This is a genomic window from Kribbella antibiotica (assembly GCF_004349055.1).
In the GTDB taxonomy this organism is placed as follows: Bacteria; Actinomycetota; Actinomycetes; order Propionibacteriales; family Kribbellaceae; genus Kribbella; species Kribbella antibiotica.
Genome location: NZ_SMKX01000246.1, coordinates 1 through 7,667, shown reverse-complemented (window position 1 = coordinate 7,667; position 7,667 = coordinate 1). Strand labels below are relative to the sequence as shown.

The 7,667-nt window shown below is 67.5% G+C and carries 10 protein-coding genes; 3 read left to right on the top strand and 7 right to left on the bottom strand.

The window, feature by feature from the left end:
* The coding region (locus tag E1263_RS41105; protein ID WP_238162035.1) for a flavoprotein at nt 1–327 on the top strand (327 nt) is incomplete at its 5' end.
* Here E1263_RS41105 and E1263_RS41100 read toward each other — a convergent pair.
* Entirely contained in the window at nt 324–1,724 is a 1,401-nt protein-coding gene (locus E1263_RS41100; RefSeq protein ID WP_132177685.1) for an MFS transporter, read from the bottom strand. The genes E1263_RS41105 and E1263_RS41100 overlap by 4 nt on opposite strands.
* Before the next feature lie 117 nt (nt 1,725–1,841).
* Between E1263_RS41100 and E1263_RS41095 the strand changes: the two genes are divergently transcribed.
* Nucleotides 1,842–2,405 carry a TetR/AcrR family transcriptional regulator gene (locus tag E1263_RS41095; protein WP_132177683.1) on the top strand — a complete coding sequence of 188 codons (564 nt, stop codon included), beginning with the start codon at nt 1,842–1,844 and terminating at the stop codon, nt 2,403–2,405.
* Here the strand turns inward: E1263_RS41095 and E1263_RS41090 are convergent.
* The 6 genes from E1263_RS41090 to E1263_RS41065 are packed head-to-tail and all read right to left on the bottom strand — an operon-like array spanning nt 2,402 to nt 7,128.
* Nucleotides 2,402–3,325 carry a Ppx/GppA phosphatase family protein gene (locus E1263_RS41090; protein ID WP_238162032.1) on the bottom strand — a complete coding sequence of 308 codons (924 nt, stop codon included), beginning with the start codon at nt 3,323–3,325 and terminating at the stop codon, nt 2,402–2,404. The two genes, E1263_RS41095 and E1263_RS41090, sit on opposite strands and share 4 nt — an antisense overlap.
* Complete coding sequence (locus E1263_RS41085; RefSeq protein WP_132177679.1) at nt 3,318–3,830, bottom strand: DUF501 domain-containing protein; 513 nt, start codon at nt 3,828–3,830, stop codon at nt 3,318–3,320. Before E1263_RS41085 ends, E1263_RS41090 begins: the two co-directional genes overlap by 8 nt.
* A gap of 4 nt (nt 3,831–3,834) precedes the next feature.
* Nucleotides 3,835–4,440 carry an FtsB family cell division protein gene (locus E1263_RS41080; protein ID WP_132177677.1) on the bottom strand — a complete coding sequence of 202 codons (606 nt, stop codon included), beginning with the start codon at nt 4,438–4,440 and terminating at the stop codon, nt 3,835–3,837.
* A 10-nt stretch (nt 4,441–4,450) separates the two neighbouring features.
* Complete coding sequence (eno, locus tag E1263_RS41075) at nt 4,451–5,731, bottom strand: phosphopyruvate hydratase (protein WP_132177675.1); 1,281 nt, start codon at nt 5,729–5,731, stop codon at nt 4,451–4,453.
* 39 nt (nt 5,732–5,770) lie between these two features.
* Entirely contained in the window at nt 5,771–6,298 is a 528-nt protein-coding gene (locus tag E1263_RS41070) for an RNA 2'-phosphotransferase (protein WP_132177673.1), read from the bottom strand.
* On the bottom strand, nt 6,295–7,128 hold the full coding sequence (locus tag E1263_RS41065; protein WP_132177671.1) for a LysR family transcriptional regulator: 834 nt from the start codon (nt 7,126–7,128) through the stop codon (nt 6,295–6,297). The genes E1263_RS41070 and E1263_RS41065 overlap by 4 nt, the downstream gene beginning before the upstream one ends.
* Nucleotides 7,129–7,197: 69 nt before the next feature.
* Between E1263_RS41065 and E1263_RS41060 the strand changes: the two genes are divergently transcribed.
* Nucleotides 7,198–7,644, top strand: coding sequence for a hypothetical protein (locus tag E1263_RS41060; RefSeq protein WP_132177669.1), 447 nt, complete (start codon nt 7,198–7,200; stop codon nt 7,642–7,644).
* Nucleotides 7,645–7,667: the final 23 nt, after the last annotated feature.

The window sequence follows — 7,667 nt, the reverse complement described above, 5'->3', positions numbered from 1 at the left end:
CAACCCCGCCTGCCCGGCGAGCCCCGCCCTCATCCGCCGATCGACTTTCTCATCGCCGCACCGGCCAGCGCGAACACCGTGACCAAGATGGCGTTGGGGATCGCGGACAACCAGGCCCTGACGGTCCTGTCGGAAGGACTCGGCGGTACGCCGATGGTGGTGTTCCCGCGAGTGAACGCGGCCCACGCGAGACATCCCGCGTGGGCCGGTCACATCGACGTACTGCGGAGAGCTGGAGCCGAACTCATCGAGTGGGCCTTACTAGAACCCGGAGCCGCTGACGGGCGATTGCTCCCGTGGGAACGGATTCTTGAGCGCCTGCGCTAGGAGACCAGCGCCGGCTCGACAACCCTCGTACGGCGGGCTGTCGGGATCGCCAGCGCCAGGACGACGGCCGCTGCGGAGAAGGCGGCGAGCAGGAGGAAGGTGTTGGTGAAACCGGCTTCGGCGGGGAGGCCGTTGGGTTGCAGATGACCGGTGATGATCGAGCTTGCGAGCGCCGTACCGATCGAGCCGCCGATCGTGCGGATGTTCGCGTTCATGCCGGTCGCGGCGCCGGTGTGTTCACGCGGCACGTTCTGCACGATCAGGCTGGTCATCGACGCATAGGCGAGCCCCAGCCCGATCCCGAAGATGGCCGTCGAGACCGCCACCTGCCACGGCTGATCGTGGAATTCGGCGAAGGCCAGCGAGGCGACCAGGCTGAGCGCGGACCCGATGATGACCTGCAACCGCACCGGGAAGTACGGCGCCACATGCCCACTCAGCGAACCGGTCACCGCCATCGTCACCAGCATCGGCAGCATCAACAACCCGGCCTCCGAAACAGATGACCCGAAGCCAAAACCAGCCGCACGAGGGATCTGCATGAACTGCGGCACGAACGCATAGACCGCGAACATCGCCGCCCCGAACAGCAGCGCGACCAGGTTCGTCGTCCACACCGCCGGGATCCGCATCACCCGCATGTCGATCAGCGGGTTCTTCGACCGCAGCTCCACGGTCACCCAAGCAGCAGCCAGCACGACGGCCGCCGCGAACAGCCCGATGGTCCGGAACGAACCCCAGCCCCACGAGCGTCCACTGCTCAGCGGCAGCAGCAGCGCGATCAGCCAGCTCGACAAGAGCACAGCGGCCAGCCAGTCGATGCGCCCGGCCGCCCCACGAGGCGAGGCCGGGATGAAGCGTCGCACCAGAACGATCGCGATGGTGACCACGGCCAGCGGGATCCAGAACAGCCAGCGCCAGCCGAGGTTCTCCACGATCGGACCGGCGAGCACGATGCCGAGCCCGCCACCGGCCGCGATGATCGCCGAGACCACGCCAACTGTCGCAGGCACACGCTCAGCCGGGAACTCGTCGCGAATGATGCCGAAGGCAAGCGGGAAGACCGCGCCGCCGAAGCCCTGGATGATGCGGGCAATGATCAGCACGCCGATGGTCGGGGCGAGCGCCGCGACCAGGCAGCCGACGGCGAGCGCGACGAGCGCGATCAGGAGCGTGCGGTCCTTGCCGTACATGTCGCCGACGCGGCCGAGCAGCGGCGTGGAGACCGAAACCGAGAGCAGCAGAGCGGTGAAGACCCAGGTGACGGTGGTCGGGTCGGTGTGCAGATCGTGCTGGATCACCGGGAGCGCGGGGCTGACCAGTGACTGCAGCATCGAGAACGCGGCCACGACGGATGCGAGCACCGCGAGCGTGATCCGCGAGTTGTTTCCAGGCATGCAAAAGTCCTTCGAAAGGTCTGTGGATTTCTCGGCCTGGTAAAGTCGAGGTATGCCTCCACTATAACGGAGGCACCCCTCCGCTAACAAGCGGGTTAGCTCTGAGAAAGTGATGCCATGGCGACAGAGACGACGCGGATCGACCACAAGCGGCCGCAGCGCGCGGATGCACGGCGCAACTACGACGCCCTGATCGTCGCCGGCCGGGAGGCGTTCGCGACCAACGGCGTGGACGCGTCACTCGAAGAGATCGCCCGCCGGGCCGGCGTCGGGATCGGCACGCTGTACCGGAACTTTCCGACCCGCCAGGATCTCTTACAGGCGGTCTATCTGGGCGAGATCGACGAGCTGAGCATCGCCGCCGAGAAGGTCGCCGACCTGCCGCCGTGGGAGGCCCTGACCGCCTGGCTGACCCGCTTCGTCCAGTACGCCGCGACAAAGCGCGCCATCATCCAGTCGCTCAACCGCGAGAGCACGATGTTCGTCGAGGCCCGCGAGGCCCTCTACGCGGCCGGCACGCCCCTGTTCGAGCGAGTCCAGCAGGCCGGCGAAGCCCGCGCGGACATGTCGATCGACGACCTGCTCCGGATGGTCAGCGGCCTGACCAGCTGCGCCTTCACCGACGAGGCCCAGCGCGACCGAGTCCTCCAGATCGCCCTGGACGGTGTCCGCGCTCGCTAGCGCAGCAACGAGAGGGCGACGCCGTCGAGGATGTCGTGCTCGGAGACGATGACCTCGCCGACCGCCATCCGGTCGTACAGGCGCTGCAGGATGAGTGCACCCGCACCGATCACGTCGACGCGGCCCGGGTGGATCGCCGGGTTCTGGATGCGTTCCGCCTTGGTCGACCGCGTCAGCCAGTACGTCGTCTCGCGCAGCTGCGGTCCCGAGATCCGCGCGTGGTGGATCCGGTCCGAGTCGTACTCGAGCAGCTTCCCGACGACCGCAGCCACCGTGGTCACCGTGCCGGCAACCCCGATCAGCGCCCGCGCCGAAGTGATGGGCACTGTCGTCGTGTCCAGGATCGCGTCGATGTCCTTGGCCGCCGCTGCGAGCTCCGCCGCTGTCGACGGATCCGCCTTGACGTGGCGCTCGGTCATCCGCACCGATCCGACGTTCAGCGACTCCGCCGAGAGCACCCCGGACGCATCTCCGAGGATCAGCTCCGTCGACCCGCCACCGATATCCGCGACCAGATAAGGCCCCGGTACGGCGAGCACTCCAAGCCCGCCCGTGGCTCCGCGGAAACTCAGCTCGGCCTCTTCTGCACCGGAGATGATCTCCGGCTGAACGCCGAACCGCGCAGCGATTCCGGCGAAGAACTCATCGCGGTTACTCACATCCCGCGCCGCCGACGTCGCCACGAACCGAGTCCGAACCACACCGGCGGCCCGGATCACTTCGGCGTACTCGTCCGATGCTTTGAAGACCCGCTCCAACGCCTCCGGGGCGAACCGCCCGGTCGCGTCGACGCCCTGCCCGAGCCGGACGATCAGCATCCGCCGGTCGATCTGCCGTAGCTCGCCCTCGGGGCCGGCCTCGGCGATCAGCAAGCGGATCGAGTTCGTGCCGCAGTCGATCGCGGCAACCCGCTCAGTCACTGTCTGATCCAAGATCATCTGTTCCGACACAGGGCCCCCGACGGCCCCAGTCCTCCAGCAGATCGAGCGTCTCGTCGCCCAGCGGGTTCACGCCGCGCCCAGCGGCCAGCGAATGGCCGGCCAGGACATGCAGGCACTTCACCCGGGTCGGCATCCCACCCGCGCTGATTCCGTCGATCTCCGCCACCTGGTCGATCGACTCCCGGTGCGCGAGATACGACTCGTGCGCAGCCCGATAAGCCGCGGCCAGCGAGGCGTCCTCACCGAGCCGGTCCGTCATCGACTTCATGACGCCCTCGGCCTCAAGCGTGCCGATCGCCGATGCGAGCCGCGGGCACGTCACGTAGTACGTCGTCGGGAACGGCGTACCGTCCGGCAACCGGGGCTCGGTCTCGACCACGTCCGGCAGGCCGCAGCTGCACCGGTGCGCGATGGACCGGATACCGCGTGCGGTCCGGCCGAGCTGCTTGCCGACGGCCTCGATGTCGTCGGGGCTGACGCTCAACGGATCACCTTTCGGGTGAGGGGGTCAGGATCGGTTTCGGCGTCGGTGTGACCGGCCGTTTCGTCGGTGCCGCCGGCGGTTTCCCGGCGCCCTCGACACTCCCCCACAACTTCGTGTACCAAACCGGCTTCTGGACGGCCTCGTCCCCCGGCTCGACCGGCGCCCCCGGCTCCGGCGGTGCGCCGAGCGGCTTGCCGTCGGCACCGATCACCCGGTAGCCGACCTCACCCGGCATCACCCAGCCGAGCCGCTGCCGAGCCTGGGCCTTCACGAACGCGTCGTCGTTCCAGCGGTCGATCTCGTTCTGCAGTTCCTTGACCCGCTTCTCGCGGTCGTGGATCTCCTGGTTCAGCGCGGTGATCTGCTGGTGCTGGTCGAACCACACCCGCAGACTCTGCGCGTACGACACGACCAGCGCACCGAGCACGAGCAGCACCACGGCTGCCCGGCCGGTGAGATTCCGGGAGCCCCGAGTCCGGACCGGGCCGGCCGGAGTCCCCGTCGTACGGCGTTTGGGCTGGTCGCCACGCCGGGCCGGTGGGCGCGTCTGGTTCCGGCTCGACGACGGGCGCGAGCCGGGACGGGCACCGGAATCCCGGCGGGACGACATCAGCTAAACCTCAGCCCTGGTACCGGGGGAAAGCCGAACGACCCGCGTACGTCGCGGCGTCGTCGAGCTCCTCCTCGATCCGGAGCAGCTGGTTGTACTTGGCCGTGCGGTCGGACCGGGCCGGGGCGCCGGACTTGATCTGGCCACAGTTGGTCGCGACCGCGAGGTCGGCGATCGTGGTGTCCTCGGTCTCGCCGGAACGGTGGCTCATCATGCAGGTGAAGCCGTTGCGGTGGGCCAGGTCGACCGCGTCCAGGGTCTCGGTCAGCGAGCCGATCTGGTTCACCTTGACGAGCAGGCTGTTCGCCGACTTCTCGGTGATGCCGCGCTGCAGCCGCTCGACGTTGGTGACGAACAGGTCGTCTCCGACGATCTGGATCTTGTCGCCGAGCTGGGCGCTGAGGTTCTTCCAGCCCTCCCAGTCCTCCTCGTTCAGCGGGTCCTCGATCGACACGATCGGGTACGACGCCACCAGGTCGGCGTAGTAGGCGATCAGCTCGTCGGCCGACTTCTTGCCGCCCTCGAAGGCGTAGACGCCGTCGGTGTGGAACTCGCTGGCTGCCACGTCCATCGCCAGCGCGATGTCGGTGCCGAGCTTCAGGCCGGTCTTCTCGACCGCGATGGCGATCAGGTCGAGCGCCTCGCGGTTGCTGGCCAGGTTCGGCGCGAAGCCACCCTCGTCGCCCAGCCCGGTGGACAGGCCGCGCTCCTTCAGGACCGCCTTCAGCGCGTGGTAGACGCTCGCACCCTGCATCAGGGCCTCGCCGTACGTCGCGGCGCCGATCGGGGCGATCATGAACTCCTGCACGTCGACATTGCTGTCCGCGTGCGAGCCGCCGTTCAGGATGTTCATCATCGGGACCGGCAGGACGTGCGCGTTCGGGCCGCCGACGTAGCGGAACAGCGGCAGGCCGGAGCTCTCCGCGGCCGCCTTCGCGACTGCCAGGCTGACGCCGAGAATGGCGTTCGCGCCGAGCTTGGCCTTGTTCGGGGTGCCGTCGAGGTCCAGCAGGGCGTGGTCGATCAGCCGCTGCTCGTGGACGTCGTACCCGACGATCTCCTTGTCGATGTCCTCCAGAATGCCTGCAATGGCCTTCAGGACACCCTTACCGCCGTAACGGGCCTTGTCGCCGTCGCGGAGCTCGACAGCCTCGAACTGACCGGTGGACGCACCCGACGGCACGGCCGCCCGGGCAACGGTGTCGTCGTCGAGGAGAACCTCGACCTCGACAGTGGGGTTGCCGCGCGAGTCGAGAATCTCGCGGGCGCCGACGGCCTCGATGGTGGCCACAATTGACTCCCAGGTTTCGATGACGAATCGGCTCCGAGCCTATCGTTGAGACCACCGAGCAGGGTGGACCGCGTCCACGATCGCATCCGGCGGGACCTCCCGAACCAGCAACACCCCGTTGGGCGCCCGATACACCACCAAATTAACGGGATTCACACGTAGCTGCACATCAGCCCCGGTTCTACGGCGCTGATCAGCCGCCAAATGGACATGCGTTCGTCGCCCGGGCTTGAGTCCCTCACGCTGAATCAGCGGAACCACACCCTGCGTAGTTCCATGCCACAGGTGTTCGGTGGGGTAGACGCGTTCCCAACTGTTCTCCAAAGCTTCACGGGTGACCGGCATTCCAGCCAGCGAATGCCCCTGACACGCCCGGATCCGCTCCCCGTCGACCTGCAATCGCTGCTTGTCGTTCTCCTCAACCGCCCGGTCCAGCCGGCCGCGCTCCATCCCGAGGACCGCCAGTACGTCGGCGATCGCGGCCCGACCATCGAGGCTCATCGCCAGCCCTCGCTCCCCCGCGGTATGCCGGAGCAGCTTCGACAACGCGCGGCTGTCTGCGCTCACAGCAGCATCCGCTTCAACTCGTCACCACGGTCGCCGCGGGTGATCACGTAGTACCGGATCGGTGGCAGGTCCTTGACCGGGATCTTCCGTACGGCGCTCGTCGTCCGCACCGAGCCGTTGACGACCGCCGGCCCGATCCCGAGCCGCACGAAGTGGACCAGCAACTCCCACCCCTCGGCCTCAACCGCCACCGACCACCGCACCCCTTGATCCAGCAACGCCCGCTCCAACTGCTCCCGATGCGGCCGCCCCTTCGGCGGTACGACGAGGGCTTCGTCCTGCAGGTCCTTGAGCCGAACCGTCCGCCGCTTCGCCAGGCGGTGATCGGCCCGCGTGATCAGGGTCTGCGGAAACTGACCCAGCAGCTCACAATCGAGGTCGTCCGGTGGGACTCCCAACGCAGTCACGCCGACATCCGCCGTACCGTCTCGCAGCGCCTCCAACGTGCGGGACGCATCGCCGATCAGCAACCGCAGCTCGCGGCCCTTGCCGACGTACCGGCGGATCGGCTCGCCCAGCAGATAGAGGTAGGCGCCCGAGCCGGCCATCAACACCGTCGGCCGCGGTGGCGCAGCACCCAGCGTACGCAGGAAGTCCGTCGCCCGATCCGCCTCGTCATTGGCGAACAACGCGAGGCGCTCGCCCGCATCCGTCAGATAGAGCAGGCGCCCGCGCTTCACATAAAGCTCATGCCCGAGCCGCTCCTGCAGCTTGCGAATCCGCGTGTGCAAAGCCGGCTGACTCACATGCAGCTCGACCGCGGCCCGCGTGAAGTTCCGGTGCCGCGCAAACACCGCGAACACCCGCAGATCCTCAGCCACCAGAGTCATCGCCACAAACTATAGCTCTATCGACATTTACTAGTTCTGCTGAAGTCCTCGCGTGGTGACGCTGGATGCATGAACAAGTTAGGCATCGACATCGGCCGGGTGATCATCAACGGCACAACAGGTCCCGGCGACACCTCGTTCTTCGCCGGCGACACCGCCGCCATGCTCCGCACCCCCGCCGTACCGGACGCCTTCGACACCATCGCCCGCCTGGTCCCGCTCTTCACGGACACGTGGCTCGTCTCCAAATGCGGCCCCCGAGTCCAGCAGCGTTCCCTCGTCTGGCTCCACCACCACAACTTCTTCACCCACACCGGCATCCCCGAAGCCAACATCCGCTTCTGCCTGAAACGCCCCCAGAAAGCCATCCACTGCACCGACCTAGGCCTGACCCATTTCGTCGACGACAAACCAGACGTCATCGCCGCCGTCCGCCCAGTAGTCCGCCACGCCTACCTCTTCAACAACTGGCCCACCACCGAAGCCGCCATCGTCAAATCCCTCACCCGCCAGTAGGCCCCCCCACCTCTCGCCCTCCT

Bases quoted from the DNA above. Each gene is read 5' to 3' on its own strand.
- E1263_RS41080 (WP_132177677.1), bottom strand. From the start codon at position 4,440: ATGTCGTCCCGCCGGGATTCCGGTGCCCGTCCCGGCTCGCGCCCGTCG.
- E1263_RS41060 (WP_132177669.1), top strand. From the start codon at position 7,198: ATGAACAAGTTAGGCATCGACATCGGCCGGGTGATCATCAACGGCACA.
- E1263_RS41100 (WP_132177685.1), bottom strand. From the start codon at position 1,724: ATGCCTGGAAACAACTCGCGGATCACGCTCGCGGTGCTCGCATCCGTC.
- E1263_RS41065 (WP_132177671.1), bottom strand. From the start codon at position 7,128: ATGACTCTGGTGGCTGAGGATCTGCGGGTGTTCGCGGTGTTTGCGCGG.
- E1263_RS41095 (WP_132177683.1), top strand. From the start codon at position 1,842: ATGGCGACAGAGACGACGCGGATCGACCACAAGCGGCCGCAGCGCGCG.